We start from the raw sequence: 14,426 nt of genomic DNA, 5'->3' as shown, positions 1-14,426 counted from the left end.
GCCCCTTTCGCCGCCGGGGCGGGGGCGTGAAGCCCCTGTGTGGGTCCCGTCATCTTGGGGCGCTACGCTTCCCCCCGCGGCGCACCCGATCATCGATCACCGCACACGGCGGTGTGGTGTGCCCGTCCTCCGTTCCACGATCGGCACTTGGACTCCGCTACCTCATGTCTTGGTTCGAATCACTCATCCTCGGACTCGTCCAGGGGCTGACCGAGTTCCTGCCCGTCTCCTCCAGCGCGCATCTGCGGCTGACGGCGGCCTTCTCCGGCTGGGAGGACCCGGGCGCGGCCTTCACCGCGATCACCCAGATCGGCACGGAGACCGCGGTCCTGATCTACTTCCGCAAGGACATCGGGCGCATCCTGGCCGCCTGGACCCGTTCCCTGACGAACAAGGAGATGCGCCGCGACCACGACGCGCGCATGGGCTGGCTCGTCATCGTCGGCTCGATTCCGATCGGCGTGCTCGGTGTGACGCTGAAGGACCAGATCGAGGGGCCCTTCCGCGATCTGCGGCTCACCGCGGCGATGCTGATCGGCATGGGCATCGTGCTCGGCGTCGCCGACCGGCTCGCGGCGCGGGACGAGGCCGGCGGCCGGCACCGCGTGGCCAAGCAGCGCAAGGAGCTCAAGGACCTGAGCGTCCGGGACGGTCTCATCTACGGCATCTGCCAGGCCATGGCCCTCATCCCGGGCGTCTCCCGCTCCGGCGCCACCATCAGCGGCGGTCTGTTCATGGGCTACCGGCGCGAGGCAGCGGCTCGCTACTCCTTCCTGCTCGCCGTCCCCGCGGTGCTCGCCTCCGGGGCGTTCGAGCTGAAGGACGCCGCGGAAGGCGGGCACGTCTCCTGGGGCCCGACGCTCTTCGCGACGGTGATCGCCTTCGCCGTCGGATACGCGGTGATCGCCTGGTTCATGAAGTTCATCAGCACCAAATCGTTCATGCCGTTCGTCTACTACCGCATCGCCCTCGGTGTGGTGGTGATTGTGCTGGTCAGCATGGGTGCGCTGAGCCCGCACGCGGGCGAATCCGGCGGCTGAACCAGGGGCTCGCGGGTAGCGCTATCCAGCATTTCCTAGCGCCTGATTGCAGCACCACGCCATGATCATCTCCCACTTGTCTCCCACTCATCTCCCACCGGGGAGGCGGGATACGCCCCACAAAGCAGGGGATGACGCGGAAGGGCCCGCACGGACGTGCGGGCCCTTCCGCACAGAGGGTAGAGCGGGTCAGCTGAGGTTCATGTCCGGCCAAGGCCGCGACCCTCGCCACGCGGAAACGCAGCCGCTCATCCACCGTGTCCCAGGCAGCACCCGGTGAGGTCGTCCAGCGCCGCAGCCGTGAGGATAAGCCAGCCGAGGCGTGCTTTCATGTCCTCCCACGTGTGCGTCACCTCGACTGCCTCACCATGCGGACCCGTGCCCCGTACACCGTTATGGCGACTTCCCCCATGTCCCCGTTGATCGCGAGGACCTGGAGGAGCCGGATGTCCCCAGCCGCCGGTGATCTCATCCGGAGCGCGGCCCTGGAGCTGGTGCCCCACCACCGCCGCGCCGTCCCCGCTCACGGTGTCCAGGGCAACCATGGCCGTCACGATGACGTCCACGAACTCCTTCGGCTCACCCCACGTGTGAGGCGCCCTTCCGTGGGTTGGCGCCGAGCCACACCCGATGGTGGCCCGAGGGCCGCCACACCGGGATATGACTGGACGACGAGGACATCGTCTGCGTGAGGCCTGGCCGATCCTGCACGACTCGCGGTGTACAAGGTCACACAACGCCATCAATACTGAGCGGCGGTCTTCGCACAGCTCGCGGCGAGTCAGATGTGGTGCCAAAATCGCAGCGGCGTCTCGCCATGGACATCTTCGAGTTCCGGCGGTGTCCCTGAGGAGACATTTGCTGCCACCGGCCGGACGCGACAACGCCGCTGATCGCCGAAGCCCCCGGCAAGACACCGATGAGACCCGTCAATGCACCAGCCGGGACACGCATCGGCCTCCACCAAGACCCTTGACGGCCTCACCCGAGTACACCCAGTACCGACGCGGATAGCGGCGCGGGAGCGGTCAGTTCTTTCGCCACCAGTACCTCGATCACCTGGCCGTGCGTCAGGTCCGCCCGCGGAGCCGGTGGCCGCAGCCCGTCGACGATCCTCGACATCCAGCCGCCGCAGAAACTCGGCAGCGACAGGCAGAGCGCCCAGGCACTTGGTCACCACGGACTCCATCACGACACCCACGCGAGGGCATTCCGTCCGTGGCCTTGGGGACCAGGAAGTCATCGACACACCCGGACCAACGCCGCTAAACCGGCAAGACAGTCCAACCATCTGATTCAGCGACCCGGCAAGTACCGACCCAGCGCTCCGCCCGCCCCAGCCTGCACACAGGCGTTTCCACAGGTCAGCTCACATGTCCGCACCCTGGACAGCACCCTAGGCTGTGGAACTCAACTCGTAGAGAGCACTGATTTGGCGGCTGCTTCTTGCCACTCCCAGAGCTTCCTCCGTGCCGGAACCCCATCACAGCAGTCGATCAAGGACCAGCCCGGCAGCACCACCGCACTACCCAACACCACCAACACGCCCGCCAGCTGATCGCTTACACCACGAAGCAACCGGCCAGGTTCCGTGCGCTGCTGATAAGCACGACACACATCCCCGAGCTCGACGAAGAATCCGCGCAGCGCATTGGGCCACAGCGTATGGGGGACGATCCCCTGCGCGATCTTTCCCCCTTGCCTGTGCCCCTGGGGGGCGCTGCGTTAGGGAAGACGGCGCGAGCACGGGGGACAGCACCATCCTGGTGGTGTGTGCGGTTCGGCTGGATGACCGATCAGCAACGACCGAAACAGATCCAACCCGCCACACCTCTGATCACTTCGAGCCAAGTAGGCAACTCTGCCCCTTCCGTATCAGATACTGCTCTGACTCTCGGTAGTCGCACGCGTATGCCGTCCCGGGAGCGGGGTTGGGGACGATGTCGGGAGTGAGATGCAGCTGACGCATGCCGAAGTGATCAACTTTCGCGCCCTGGAGAGGGTGGACGTCCGAGTTGACCCGAAGGCCACTCTCATCGTTGGGCGCAACAACAGCGGCAAGACGTCGTTCGTCAATCTCTTCGAGAAGTTCTTCGGTGAGGAGGACACGAGGTTCGTCCTGGAGGACTTCTCCACCTGCCGTATCGCCGACATCGAACAGGCGCGGCAGATCTTCGGCGAGGCTCAGGCGCATGCCGGCCGTGGAGACTCCGAGACGAGCGAGGACCTCCTGGCCAAGGCCTACGACCTCGTCCCGGCCATCCGCTTGGTCCTCACCATCGAGTACGCGGAAGACGACGACCTCGCGCCGCTCACGGGTGTGATCCTCGACCTGGACGACACCTGCTTCGAGGTCAAGATCGAAGCAGCGCTGGAGGTGGCCCGCCCAAACGACTTCCTCAAGGACTTCTGGTCGGCCAGCCAGCGGGAGCAGTTCGATCGCATCAAGTGGCTGCGCAAGAACTTCTCGGACTACTTCACCCCGGCTTATCGCGCGGTCAGCCCCTTGGACGAGAACGTCCGCAAGGAGATCAAGCGCGGCGCCGCCGAGTCCATCCTGTCGGTCAAGTTCATCTACGCGCAGACCAAGATGGATGACACGCCGAGCGACAAGGCCCGCACGTTGTCGAAGACGTTCGAGGCCTACTACAAGGTCAACAGCGGGAACGAGGACCGTCATCAGAGCATCGAGCAGATCGAGACTGCTCTGGCGTCCGCCTCGCAGCAGCTCGACGACAACTACGCCACGCTGTTCGACCCGATCTTCGAGGACCTGCGCACCTTCGGGCTGGGCACCATCACCCCGGTTCAGAAGCCCCGCATCGTCTCCCTAATCGAGGCCTCAGGCATCCTGCGCGGCAGTACCCGCATCCAGTACCCGTCCGGGGACGACGACTTCCATCTTCCCGAAGGGCACAACGGGCTGGGCTACAGCAAGCTGATCTTTACGATCCTGCAGGTCATCAGCTTTCACCAGACCTACGAGCGCACGACACCCAAGCCGGCGCTGCAGGTGCTGTTCATCGAGGAGCCCGAAGCCCATCTGCATCCCCAGATGCAGGAGACGTTCATCAAGAACATCCAGGACTTCATCGACCGTAAGACGGGCTGGAAGGTGCAGGTGGTCATCACCACGCACTCCTCCCACATCGTCGCCAGCAGCGGCTTCCACACAGTGCGCTACTTCGACCGTTCCGAGCCGCAGCTCACGGTCAAGGATCTCTCGACCTTCGAGGCCAACGTGAAGGCCACTCCGCAGGGGGACGAGACCCTGCGCTTCCTGCGCCAGTACATGGTCTTGCACCGGTGTGACATGTTCTTCGCCGACAAGGTGATCCTGATCGAGGGCACCGCAGAACGACTGATCCTGCCGGAAATGGTCCGGCGGTGCGCCAAAGGTCTTCTGCACCAGTACGTATCGGTCATCGAGGTCGGCGACGCCTACGCCGTTCGCTTCCGGGAACTGCTCGCTTTCCTGAACGTCAAGACGCTCGTCATCACCGACATCGACTCCGTGTGCCCCAAGCACCGCAAGGCCTGCCCACCCGGCCAGGGGCCGACGGTCACCTCGAATGCGACGCTCAAGAACTGGCTGCCCGCAAAGTCCAGCATCGCCGAGCTGCTCGCCACCGACCCGGCCGACAAAGAGCAAGGACACGTCCGCGTCGCCTACCAGATCCCGGAGAAGGATTCGGGAGCCTGCGCGCGGAGCTTCGAGGACGCCTTCATCATCGCCAACGCAGAACCCCTCGTACGTGGCTTCCGCCAGCTCGCCCTGAAGGCGGCCTTCGTCAAGGAGGTCGGGGCCGACCCCACCGCCGACGACATCGAAGCCAAGTCTTACGACATCGCACAGCAACTCAGCGACCACAAGACGGACTTCGCCTTCGACGTCATGCTCCTGGAGGACTGGGCCGTTCCCCGCTACATCGCCGAAGGACTGCAGTGGCTCGCCTAGACACCCTCGAAGCCGTCACCACGGAGCTGGAGGCCCGGCGCAGTTTCCTCGTCGAAGCAGGGGCCGGCGCCGGCAAGACGACCACCCTGGTGCGCGCCCTGCAGCACCTCCTGACCCACCACCGCGCAGATCTGGAGGTACACGGCCGGCGGATCGCCTGCATCACCTACACCAACGTCGCCAAGAAAAAGATCGTCGAACGCATCGCCGCAGACCCGCTCGTCGATGTCGACACCATCCACGAATTCCTGTGGAGTGTCATCCAGCCCTACCAGTTTGAGCTCTGGCAGCAGATCCTCGACTACAACAAGGACCTGTCCAAACCGGAAGACCTTGATGATGTCACCGATCCTCCCGTCATCGAGTATTCCGACCGCGGGCGCAGGCTGCACGAGGGGCGCATCTCCCACGACGACGTCATCGCGCTGTCGCTCCGTCTCGTCACGGCCCACCCCAAGCTCATACGCATCATCACCAGCAAGTACCCGGTCATCTTTGTCGACGAGTACCAGGACACTTCGCCCAAGACGATCCAGCTGCTGCTGGACCACCTGGCCGGTGCAGGCCGCGAGAAATGCGTGGTCGGCCTCTTCGGCGACTCCATGCAGAAGATCTACGAGTCGGGCGTCGGAGCGGTAAAACGGCCCGGCCTTCTCACCGAGATCACCAAGCACGAGAACTACCGGTGCTCGCCTCCGGTCGTCGAGCTGCTCAACCGGATGCGTCCCGAGCTCACCCAGGACGCCGTCGGCAAGCAGCAGACCGGCGAGGTCCACTTGTTCCTCAACAGCAGCATCCCGGCCGGCCCTGAGCGACTCACCGCCGCTGAAGCAATACTCGCCCGGAACGGCTGGACACGGGAGAACAGCAAATACCTGCTGCTCACCCACCGAGGGATAGCCGGCACCCTGGAGTACGCCAACCTCCTGGAGCAGTACCGAAAGCTGGGCCGCTACGGTCCCGACGACCTCATGGCACGCAACGAGCCGTACATCCAGTACCTCACCCGCATCGAGGCCATCAGCGCCGCGTTCCGCGAAAACGACTTCGCCGGGCTGACCGATCTGCTGGACGAGGGGCGGACACGGGTCACCCGTCACGCTAACAAACGCGCCATCAGTGACGCGATCCGTGCACTCGACGCCGTACGCAGCACCGGCACCATCGGTGAGGTGCTCGATCTGATGGCCGACGGCCATCTCCTCCCCCAGCCGGGAAAACTCAAGGATCTGGAACGCCGGAGATCCGCAACGGACCTGGACGAACGCAACCAGCGACGGGCGGACTTCTCCAACAACCTCCGCACCGTGTCCTACCGTGAAGTCATCAGCGTCACCCACTTCATCGACGAACTCACCCCGTTCTCAACCCAGCACGGCGTCAAGGGTGACGAATTCGAGAACGTCGTAGTGGTGGTCGACGACCGCGCCTGGAACAGGTACAGCATCAGCAAGATGCTCGCCGGCACCGACAACCCCGACCGTACCGAACGGTCACGCAACCTGTTCTACGTCTGTTGCTCGCGAGCCCAGCGTGGCCTGGCCGTGGTGTTCATCGACGATCTCCCGGACGGAGCAGAGCCCACACTCCACACTTGGTTCTCTTCAGGCACCATCCACCCGTGAAATACGTACCACGCAGAGCAGTTACGCATCCCGGACTCCGGGACGTGCAGCGCAGACCCGCTACTGCCAGTGGGCACATTCGCCCCTATGTCGCAGGTAAGCAGCCGCACGCCAACTCCGGGTGCGCACACTGTTGATGCGCTGTGTGAGGACCGTGAGGGGATGCCGGGCGGCAAGCAACTTCCCGAAAACTTACCGGACTTGACGATCGTGTTCGGGCAGGTCAAGCCGGGCCTTCTACTGCTCTGATCATGCTGCCAAGGCGAGGTTGTGCATGTGGGCGACGGCCTGGACCGCATGGTGGAGGCCGTCGCCGCTGCGCTGGCGGCAGTCACGCAGGATCTTGCAGTTCTTCATCCGGGCAAAGGCATGCTCAACGCGGGCACAGACCCGACGATGCTCGGCGTTGTCTTCCTCCTCACCCGCGAGGAGTGGCCGGCCGGGCCGTTTTCGGTGCGGGGCGACCAGGCCTGTGTTGATGTAGGCGCCGTCGCCCAGCACCGTGACGCCGTCGCAGTGCTGGGCAAGACCGGAGTTCCGCCAGACCTGGGCATCGGCCCGGTTGCCCGGGCCAGGCAAGCGGCGGGCACGACCAGCCTGGTGCCAGCATTGATGATGACCTGCACTTTTACCGAGAACCGGTAGTTGCGGCTCGAGGCGCCGATCTTCCGGTCGCGGACCGGGACAAGCGTGCCGTCCACGATCCACAGCCGGTCCGTAGTGTCGGCGGGCCGGGAGATGGGCTCAAGGGCGAGGAGGGGCCGCAGCCGCTGGATGACCCGGCACACCGTCGCCGGCGAGACGGCGAACAGCGGCGCGAGCTGTCACACGGTCAGGTTGGTGCGGTAGTAGACCGCCACCAGCAGCACCCGATCTGCCAACGGCAGACACCACGGCCGCCCGCCGCCGCCAGGACCGCTGCCGCCCCGTTCCCGCACCACCCGTAACCAGCCTTCGTACTGCCGCATCCGCAGGCCCGTGAACGTCTCGACCCACAACGGATCGGATGTCTGACCTGATGGGCACGGGGGCGGAGCCGTGTCGTCAGGCGATCTTTGCACCGAAAGCAAAGTGGGCACGTCATGAGTGGAATATTTTGAGGTATGTTTCTGCGTATACTGCGCTGGGTTGTATGGTGGTGGCACGCTGACGAGCCTGAGCGCGGGAGGTGGGTGTGGTCGTGGATGACATTGTCGACTTGGTGGCGCAGCCCGCCATGTTGACGCTGGCCCGTGAGTCGCGTGGTTGGACGCAGGCTGACGTAGCACGGGAAATGACATGCCGTACGGCCGACGACACGGTGTCGCAGGGGTATGTCAGCCGAGCCGAAGCCGGTCGCCTGGCAGTGAGGGGCGAGCGTCTCGCCCTGTTCGCCGCAGCTCTCAGGTACACGCCCCAGATGCTATGCCGCGCCACTGACAGTGGCGGGATGGGCGTCGGTCTCGTTCACCACCGGAAGCGCGCGTCCATGGGCGCACTGGCACTGCGGCGTGTGCACGCGACCTTGGCAGTTACCCGTCTCCAGGTGGATGCCCTGACGGCAGCGGGTCACGAAGACGACAAGCACGCGTTCAGGCACATCGCGGTGGACGACTTTGATACGCCGGCTGATGCCGCGGAGTCGCTGCGGTTGGAGTGGGGGCTCCCGCAGGGCCCTGTCTCCAATGTGGTAGAGGTGCTCGAAGCCGCCGGCGCTCTGCTCGTGATCCGCGATCTCGAAACTCGTGAGCTGGATGCCGTGAGCCAGTGGCCGCACGGTGAACGCCCGCTCGTCCTGCTCAACTCGACTGCCCCTGCGGACCGTTATCGTTTCAGCCTGGCGCACGAACTCGGGCACATCGTGATGCACACTGAGCCTGGGGACGGACGCTTGCAGGAACAGCAAGCCGATGAATTCGCAGCCGAATTCCTCATGCCGCACGAGAGCATCGTGGCCGAACTTCGGCCGCGCGTGGACTTGGCGCGGCTGATGGAACTGAAGCGTCGGTGGAGGGTTTCGATGGCAGCGCTCGCCCGCCGAGCCAAATCACTCGGCGTCCTCACCGAGTGGCAGTACCGCTCGCTCATGGTGGAGATGTCCGCCCTGGGCTACCGAACCACCGAACCCGCTCCATTCGAGCTCGAGACCCCGCGTCACCTTGCCGAGGTCGTGACCCGACTGAGGCAACAGCACAACCTCGACCTGTCCCAGGCAGCCCACCTAGCCGGCCTGGAACTCGAGGAGTTCAACGAGATCTACTCGTGTCCTTCCTCCGCCCCGGTGACCACACGGCCACCGGAATCACCAACAAGTAGGTGACAATGGCAAACTCGCCGTTTCCCGGCCGCACCCCCGCCCTGCGGGTCCTCGATGCGTCGGTACCGGCCACGCCGCTGCTACAGGGGCGTGTACTGCTGCATGAGAACGCCCGCTTCGTACCGCAGATGCGGACTCCGCTCGACGATGACCTCGGCGGCGTCGTCATGAGCGGGGAGAAGGCGGGTGAACGCGCCTACCAGCTCCGAACCTCCGGCTACACAGGCGCCCTGCTGATCGATACTGCGGCCTACAAGACGCACACCGCGACAGCCGACGAACCCTTTCTGCTGGATGGCAACGAGCTGTTCGACACGGTCGACACCTCGCTTGAGCTGCAGAAGGCCCGCGGTGCCAGCGCCGCTCTCACACCGACTGGATACATCCTCCCGGGAGCCTCCAGGGCGCTCAAGGCGGTCATGCGCCAGGCCGAACGCATCGAGCGGGCAGACACAATCGTCAACCTCCCGATCGACATCGCCTGGCTCACCGATGAATTCCTCAGCCAGCTGATCGCCGTCTGCAAGCGCATCCCGCAACCGAAGGCCCTGACGCTGTTCCGGCAGTTCGATCCGATGGAGCAGGCCAAGAGTGTTCCCGCCAACCTGCGCCGCGTCGTAGCCGAGCTGCCTGATGTCGCCCTCCTGCGGACCGATCTGGCCGCACTGGACGTACTCGCCCACGGCGGGCTGTTTGCCGGTATCGGCGCCGACAGCGCCAGTCGGCACAGCATTCCCCCTGGCGAGCGGGCGTTGTTCAACCCCAACGGCGGTGGACCCCAATATCCGTCAGTGCTGATGCCGAGCCTGATGTGCTTCAAGGGCACTCAGTCACTGGCCCGCCTGTACGCCAATCACCCGCCAGCAACGTGCAGCTGCGACGTCTGTGACGGTCGAGGCCTGGACCGATTCAACGATCCGGGCGGCGAAGCGCGGCGCGAGTCGGAAGACCACAACATCAGCACCTGGAGCGCCTGGGTCATCGAGATCACCAGCAGGAAGCCCGGGCTGGAGCGCAAAGCGTGGTGGCGCGACAAGTGTGCCGCAGCCATCGCGCACTACGCCCTGGAAAACCAGCGTCTGGGGCTGTCGGCAAATTCGAAGGCGGGCTTTGCAGTCCCTGACCCGCTGGAGGCCTGGGCAACGCTGCCTATCACGCCCTGAGGCGGGCTCACCGAGCCAAGAGCTGCTTATACGCCTGTTCCACGAACCTCCAGCCGGCCACAGTGTGCCGACGCCGAACGAAGGGGCGAGGCGGGACAACGACCTCAACGTCATTGCTGGTCGCGACGAGTAGCCCAATGCCGTAGAACTCTGCCTCCATCACGGCGTCATCTCGACGCCGCAGAGGCCGGTCGATCAAGACAGCCCGCGCGCAGAAAGGTGTGAACCATTCGGCTTTTTCCTTAGCGGAGGCCCAGCCCTTACCCGGGACGACGGCAAGATCGACTCGGATGGGGTGGGTTGCTTCGCGGACGACGACGTTGTCATGCCGGGTAACCGTTCCCCTAGGCATCCGCCTCAGCACGCGCTGCTCCGTGTCGCTCAGCGAAGTGACCGGGACAGGCTCGCCCAGTGGAAGGTTCATCAGCAGGTCCAGCGCCCGAGGATTGGTGAGCTCCTGCGTGCCGACGCGAGCACGTCGCTCGATCTCGTCCTCGTTTTCGCTGTATGCAACTACGGCATCGATACCGAACATGTTCAACACGCCAATATCGGCGCCCTGAGGGAACAGAGTGCCAGGCGCCGCCGCTCCGGAGATCGCTTCCGCCGGACCTCGCGCCGCCACAGCCATGTTGCTACCTCTGCCCTCGCCTCAAGGAGGCTCGCCCTTCACAGACGACCGCCTACTTACCTACCGGTAGGAAACCTTTCACGGAATGGTCTGAACGCGCCAGCACTGCAGGCCGCGGCTGCCACTATCCACGACGACCACGCCGCCTACCAGGCACAACTGAGACACTGCTGCCCGGGTCACGGGCACAAGCCCCTGTCTTCAGGTCAGGCTAGTGCTGCCACACCTGCCCCGTCGCCGGAGTGACAGCGATGACCCTAGTGCGAGCCCTCGGCACTCCACAACGGTCGTCTTGCCATGCAATCCAAACGTTTCCCGCTCTTGATCGATCATACGGAATGCTCGCCCCAAGTCGTTCAAGACCCGCGCACTGATACGAAGATCCGCTCTAGCGCAGGCTGCCGTCGTGGAAAGACCAGCCGCGGGCCGTCATCGCCTCGATGTACAGCTCGGCTCGCCTTCGCTGCGCCGCTGCGTTCCAGGCATTCGAGGATGAGCGTGGCCGCGTGGGTCCCGATGCGCGGTAACGCGAACCGTCCCCGGACGGGAAGGTCATGATCTACGCCCACGAGTGGGCGGGCCGCCTGGCCGCTCCAGGCCAGCGACGGCCAGGATGAGCCCGTCTGCTTCGCCGGCGCCCAGCTTCTCCAGGCGTCCGTCCGCAAGATCGCCCAGCTCCCCGTATACCACCCGCACCTGGATGCCCTCCCCCTCCAGGCCTCACGGTCGGCTGCAGCCTGCTGCTGCGCGGATCAACACGGCGATCGGACGACTCATGGAGGAGCCCAACACGCCCCGGCGCGCGGTGGAGTACCAACGGCTCCTGGTCGAGTGGGAGAAAGCCACCCGGGCCGATATGGTCAAGGCGGCGTAGCGCACGAGCACCCCGCCGACTGGGCGGGTCCTACCGGTAGTTCGTTAGACCCGCCGGTAGCCGTGGGTTGAACGGCTGGGTGGTTCGGCCGCAAAGCGGTGGGTACGAGTCAACTGCCGTGCTGGAGATGACTGCCCGCCGTTCGTGTCCGCCCGCGCCAGGTCCATTGGAAGAGTACGCGAGCCGGTTCGACGACCTCTTTGCCAGCCTCGCCCAGCGGCGGGGGTTACTTGACCCTAGAGCGGAACAAGACGATCACCTGTCTGGCCGGAGCGGAGCCGGTTGTCGGCGCGCGAACAGCTGCGGCGCAGCGATTGCAGTACTTTCTGTCCGAGTCCGTCTGGGACACCGAGCAGGTCAACGGCCGACGGCTTGACCTGATGCGCGGTCAGACTGCGACCGCTCCGCACGCCGACGGAGTGATCGTGATCGACGACTCCGGGGACCGCAGGGACGGCACGGCCACCGCACATGTGGGTCGGCAGTAGCTGGGCCGGTTGGGCAAGACCGACAACGGCGTCGTCACGGTGACCACGGTGTGGACCGACGGCCGTGTGTACTCGCTTGACCACCGGTTCACTCCGGGGCCCGAAGCCTCTGATCTCCAATGTCCATCAAAGCGGACCGGGCAGTTTCTGTGTGTGCCCTCAGGTCAGCGCAGGCCGTCTGTGTCGTCGCACTCTTCACCGACTGGGAGTGGCCGATGGTCGCCCCCCAGGCTCTCGCTGTAGATGACCGAGGAGACCGCCCTGTCGTATGCATCGTTGAGGCCGTTCCCGCTTGTGCCGAGCATGTTCTCCCAGTCAATTCCCATACCTCCGAGCCTATCCGCACCGCTCGAGACACTGCGGCCCTGCGGCTGAACAGCCTGGAGCTGCATCCGATCGAGGGCATCTATGTGCACGTGGGCGAGTCGAAGGCCAACCGGGACAATGTGCTGCCCGACATCGTCGTCCTGCCTTTCAGGCGGACGTCATCGAGCTGTGCGCTGTGCGGCACCGGATCACCGATGGGTCTGGTGGCGCCTCTACGACGGAAGACGCCCGTAAGCGTCGGCGGACGATCATGCGGCAGCTGCACAGGTACCAACTCGACGCGCATGTCTTCGGTGTCGGCGGCCGTGCGAGGCTGATCAGCGGCGCGGACCTCGCCTCGCCCGCTCCCCTGCTGCGAGCGACGTACCGCAACAGGAGGGACGTACGGATTCAGGAAGCCGGTGTGAGCGGCGACGCGCTGCACGCGATGCTGCACAGGCGCATAGAAGAGGCCGGGATGGATCCGTCGGCATCCGGCTTTTACCGTCTGTGAGCAGGGCACGTCGCTCAGGGAAGACGAAACGGCGCGAGCACCGGGGGAATCATGCGGGCCGGCCGGTGGAGGAAGCCCGAGACGGCGTCTACGACCGGGAATTCAACCGGCCGCCCGCAACAGCGTCATGCGCCTGGGTCGGTGATCTCTCCGGCCGGCTTGTTGCGGACATCACGCATCCGGGCGTCGAGAGCGGCCTGGGTCTCAGGGTCGAGCTCGTAGTCGCCGGCGGTTTCCGGCTTGACGTCCAGCGCGTGAGAGCGGAATGCCTCCCGCTCGGCGGACAGATGCTGGATGGTCTGGGTGATCCGGTGGATCTTCTGGCGCAGCCTCTCCCATTCCTGCTCGGCAAGGGCGAGTTCGGCGAGCTGGTTCTGGATCTCGGCTTCGTTTTCGCGGGCGTAATTGTCGCTGACCAGTGTGATCAGAGGGACCCCGAGAGCTTCGGCAGCGGTGACCGCCTCGTCGAGCCTGACCGCGCGGGTCTGCTGCTCGATGCGTGTGATGGCGGTGGAGTCAACGTTCGTGCCGAGCAGGGCGGCCATACGGCGCGCTAGCTCTGCCTGGCTGATGCCAAGGCGTTCGCGTTCTTGACGAAGTCGGCGGGCGAAAAGGTCGCCGGGCAGTGGGTTCATGGCGGTTTGGCACTTCCTGGTCAAGATCGCGATCGGGTGTGTGAGGGTGGCCCGCCTCGAAATCGAGCAGGCCAGCGCCGCAGCAGTGCTGGAGCGGCACATTACACATCTCACACTGCGGATTCCACAGGCTTCCGCCGCGACCCTGCGGTCGCGCGTCGCGATGCCGATTCGCCTCGTTTCCGAGCCCCTTTTGGGTCTTTATCAATAGACCCTTTCACGGTCTATGTGACTAGTCATTCGAATGAGGTAGATTAGTCACTGCAGATGCGCACGTATACGAGCCAGCGGGGGGAGCCGACAGCATGTCTACCGACCACCCCGGCTTCTATCACTGCCCGACCGGGCGGATGAGCTGCGCTTGTTGCCTTGTGACTCACTGTCATGCCACCGAATGATTCGAAAGGCGAGAGGAGAGATCCATGACGAAGATCTACGAGGCAGCCGTCCTCACACAGGCTTCCCTGCCGAGTGCAGCCTGGGACCTGACCAGCTTCCTGCAGAACGCCAAGTCCCAGATCCAGCTCTGGGGCGGTCTTCTGCTCATGCTGCTCGGCGCTGCCGGCCTGGTCTGGGGCGGTGTGCTCCTGATCAAGAAGCTGATGGCCAACCCGCAGTCCGCGGGTCAGCAGCAGGGCTGGGGCACGATCGCGCTCCTCATTCTCGTCGGCGGAGCCCTGGGCACCGGCGGGTGGTCGCTGATCTCGACGATCGGTTCCGGCGGCCAGCAGACCATCACGGACCTCGGCGGCGGCACGGTGATCGTCCAGACCACCGATCAGTTCAGCGGGTTCCTGAGCGGCCCTTCCAAGTAAGAGGCCGTCACAGACGTGCACACGACCGGGGACAGAGGCGTCGAGCGAACCGGGTCGGTTGAGGTGCAAGGCCTCCTCCGG

11 protein-coding genes and 2 pseudogenes are annotated in these 14,426 nt (G+C 64.9%); 10 read left to right on the top strand and 3 right to left on the bottom strand.

The window, feature by feature from the left end:
* Positions 1-164: 164 nt before the first annotated feature.
* The 4 genes from IF28_RS0104555 to IF28_RS39120 all read left to right on the top strand — a co-directional run bounded on the left by IF28_RS0104555 (position 165) and on the right by IF28_RS39120 (position 6,872).
* Positions 165-1,040, top strand: a complete 876-nt coding sequence (locus IF28_RS0104555) for an undecaprenyl-diphosphate phosphatase (RefSeq protein WP_030214172.1) — start codon at positions 165-167, stop codon at positions 1,038-1,040.
* 1,954 nt (positions 1,041-2,994) lie between these two features.
* Positions 2,995-4,998, top strand: a complete 2,004-nt coding sequence (locus IF28_RS0104545; protein ID WP_030214169.1) for an ATP-dependent nuclease — start codon at positions 2,995-2,997, stop codon at positions 4,996-4,998.
* Positions 4,986-6,623, top strand: coding sequence for a UvrD-helicase domain-containing protein (locus IF28_RS0104540; protein ID WP_030214164.1), 1,638 nt, complete (start codon positions 4,986-4,988; stop codon positions 6,621-6,623). The genes IF28_RS0104545 and IF28_RS0104540 overlap by 13 nt, the downstream gene beginning before the upstream one ends.
* An 87-nt stretch (positions 6,624-6,710) precedes the next feature.
* The gene (locus IF28_RS39120; RefSeq protein ID WP_158713662.1) at positions 6,711-6,872 is read left to right on the top strand and encodes a hypothetical protein; all 162 of its coding nucleotides are present in this window, start codon (positions 6,711-6,713) and stop codon (positions 6,870-6,872) included.
* Here the strand turns inward: IF28_RS39120 and IF28_RS37490 are convergent.
* Positions 6,873-7,591, bottom strand: a pseudogene (locus IF28_RS37490) (transposase family protein).
* 212 nt (positions 7,592-7,803) lie between these two features.
* Between IF28_RS37490 and IF28_RS36130 the strand changes: the two are divergent.
* Together IF28_RS36130 and IF28_RS0104520 are read left to right on the top strand one after the other, a co-directional pair.
* Positions 7,804-8,922 carry an ImmA/IrrE family metallo-endopeptidase gene (locus tag IF28_RS36130; protein WP_234324929.1) on the top strand — a complete coding sequence of 373 codons (1,119 nt, stop codon included), beginning with the start codon at positions 7,804-7,806 and terminating at the stop codon, positions 8,920-8,922.
* 2 nt (positions 8,923-8,924) lie between these two features.
* Positions 8,925-10,082 (top strand): hypothetical protein, encoded by a 1,158-nt coding sequence (locus tag IF28_RS0104520; RefSeq protein WP_030214154.1) that lies wholly within the window; start codon positions 8,925-8,927, stop codon positions 10,080-10,082.
* Between the two features lie 7 nt (positions 10,083-10,089).
* Here IF28_RS0104520 and IF28_RS0104515 read toward each other — a convergent pair whose 3' ends face one another.
* Entirely contained in the window at positions 10,090-10,713 is a 624-nt protein-coding gene (locus tag IF28_RS0104515) for a hypothetical protein (protein WP_234324928.1), read from the bottom strand.
* 1,001 nt (positions 10,714-11,714) lie between these two features.
* On the opposite strand from IF28_RS0104515, the pseudogene IF28_RS39745 reads away from it, so the two are divergent.
* Together IF28_RS39745 and IF28_RS0104495 are read left to right on the top strand one after the other, a co-directional pair.
* Positions 11,715-12,147 (top strand): annotated as a pseudogene (locus IF28_RS39745) (transposase); the annotation flags it as partial.
* A 505-nt stretch (positions 12,148-12,652) separates the two neighbouring features.
* Positions 12,653-12,895, top strand: a complete 243-nt coding sequence (locus tag IF28_RS0104495; protein WP_030214148.1) for a hypothetical protein — start codon at positions 12,653-12,655, stop codon at positions 12,893-12,895.
* Between the two features lie 125 nt (positions 12,896-13,020).
* On the opposite strand, the gene IF28_RS0104490 is transcribed toward IF28_RS0104495, so the two are convergent.
* A complete protein-coding gene (locus IF28_RS0104490; protein ID WP_030214145.1) occupies positions 13,021-13,530 on the bottom strand; it encodes a helix-turn-helix domain-containing protein in 510 nt (169 codons plus the stop codon).
* Here IF28_RS0104490 and IF28_RS0104485 point away from each other — a divergent pair.
* On the top strand, positions 13,529-13,741 hold the full coding sequence (locus IF28_RS0104485; RefSeq protein WP_030214142.1) for a hypothetical protein: 213 nt from the start codon (positions 13,529-13,531) through the stop codon (positions 13,739-13,741). The two genes, IF28_RS0104490 and IF28_RS0104485, sit on opposite strands and share 2 nt — an antisense overlap.
* Positions 13,742-13,952: 211 nt before the next feature.
* Positions 13,953-14,345, top strand: a complete 393-nt coding sequence (locus IF28_RS0104480) for a hypothetical protein (RefSeq protein ID WP_006378607.1) — start codon at positions 13,953-13,955, stop codon at positions 14,343-14,345.
* Positions 14,346-14,426: the final 81 nt, after the last annotated feature.

This window comes from Streptomyces sp. NRRL WC-3626 (genome assembly GCF_000718785.1).
Taxonomy (GTDB): Bacteria; Actinomycetota; Actinomycetes; order Streptomycetales; family Streptomycetaceae; genus Streptomyces; species Streptomyces edwardsiae.
The sequence above is the reverse complement of the archived record's forward strand: the minus strand, read 5'-3'. Positions and strand labels throughout refer to the sequence as shown.

Bases quoted from the DNA above. Each gene is read 5' to 3' on its own strand.
- IF28_RS0104555 (WP_030214172.1), top strand. From the start codon at position 165: ATGTCTTGGTTCGAATCACTCATCCTCGGACTCGTCCAGGGGCTGACC.
- IF28_RS0104545 (WP_030214169.1), top strand. From the start codon at position 2,995: ATGCAGCTGACGCATGCCGAAGTGATCAACTTTCGCGCCCTGGAGAGG.
- IF28_RS39120 (WP_158713662.1), top strand. From the start codon at position 6,711: ATGTCGCAGGTAAGCAGCCGCACGCCAACTCCGGGTGCGCACACTGTT.
- IF28_RS0104520 (WP_030214154.1), top strand. From the start codon at position 8,925: ATGGCAAACTCGCCGTTTCCCGGCCGCACCCCCGCCCTGCGGGTCCTC.
- IF28_RS0104515 (WP_234324928.1), bottom strand. From the start codon at position 10,713: ATGGCTGTGGCGGCGCGAGGTCCGGCGGAAGCGATCTCCGGAGCGGCG.
- IF28_RS0104495 (WP_030214148.1), top strand. From the start codon at position 12,653: ATGCGGCAGCTGCACAGGTACCAACTCGACGCGCATGTCTTCGGTGTC.
- IF28_RS0104485 (WP_030214142.1), top strand. From the start codon at position 13,529: ATGGCGGTTTGGCACTTCCTGGTCAAGATCGCGATCGGGTGTGTGAGG.
- IF28_RS0104490 (WP_030214145.1), bottom strand. From the start codon at position 13,530: ATGAACCCACTGCCCGGCGACCTTTTCGCCCGCCGACTTCGTCAAGAA.
- IF28_RS0104480 (WP_006378607.1), top strand. From the start codon at position 13,953: ATGACGAAGATCTACGAGGCAGCCGTCCTCACACAGGCTTCCCTGCCG.